The sequence below is a fragment of the Xanthomonas sp. SHU 308 genome (assembly GCF_000364645.1).
GTDB lineage: Bacteria > Pseudomonadota > Gammaproteobacteria > Xanthomonadales > Xanthomonadaceae > Xanthomonas_A > Xanthomonas_A sontii.
Genome location: NZ_AQOK01000660.1, coordinates 1 through 983, shown reverse-complemented (window position 1 = coordinate 983; position 983 = coordinate 1). Strand labels below are relative to the sequence as shown.

The window sequence follows — 983 nt, the reverse complement described above, 5'->3', positions numbered from 1 at the left end:
CGGCGGCGCGCTGGCGCCCATGACGTGGTACGGCGAGGCGGCGATCCAGTCGCTGCGCACGCTGCCGAAGGCGCGGTCGTACAGCGGCAGATGCCGTTGCTGCATCACCTGCTCCACGTCCATCGCCGCACTGTCCAGCGCCACCGTGCCCAGCGGTCGGCGCGCCCCGGCCTGCGCCAGCAGGTCCGGCGACAGGTCCAGCAGGCTCACCAGGTGTGCGCCGGCCGAGTGGCCCATCAGCACCAGCCGCGCCGGGTCGGCGCCCCACTGCGGCGCCAGTTGCTGGATCCGCGCGACCGCGCGTGCCACGTCTTCCGCCTGCTGCAGCGGCGTGGCCTGCGGCAGCAGGCGGTAGTTCACCGACACCAGCACATGGCCCTGCGGCAGCCAGTGCGCGACCTTGTTGGCGGCCACGCCGGGGTTGTCCTTGTCGCCGTCGGCCCAGCCGCCGCCGTGCACCATCACGATCAGCGGCGCCTGACGTGCGCCGGCCGGCAGGTACACGTCCATGCGCTGCGCCGGGTCCGGGCCGTAGGCGACGTCGCGCAGCACCTGCGCGCCGGCGGGCAGTGGCGCACGCGCGGTATCGGCGCGGTCGCCCTGTAGACGCTGCAGCAGGCGTGCGCGCAGGCGCCCGTCCTGGGCGTGGACGGGGGCGGCGAGCAACGGCAGCAGCAACATCAGGGCGAGCAGGCCGTGGGTGGGCGAGGGGCGGGACAGGCGCATGAGCAGATCACTCCATGAGGACGGCGAGGAGGGGCGTGGCGCGGCCGACGCGTGCGGGCGTCGGCGCGCGCCGGGTTCAGGCCGGGCGCAGATGCAGGATGGCGCACAGGCCGTGTGGGGCGATGGGCTGCAGCAGCAACGCGCCGCGATGCTGGCGCGCGACGCGCTCGACGATCGCCAGGCCCAGTCCGCTGCCGCCATGGCCGCCGTGCACGAACGGCTGCAACGCGCGCGCGGCCAGCGCCGGGTCCAGGCCA

General features: G+C 75.3%; 1 protein-coding gene and 1 pseudogene. Both read right to left on the bottom strand.

Annotated features, from left to right (window positions below; genetic code table 11):
- The coding region (locus tag D588_RS25315) for an alpha/beta hydrolase (RefSeq protein WP_017916990.1) at positions 1-726 on the bottom strand (726 nt) is incomplete at its 3' end.
- Positions 727-802: 76 nt separating this feature from the next.
- Positions 803-983: pseudogene (locus tag D588_RS25310) on the bottom strand (hypothetical protein); the annotation flags it as partial.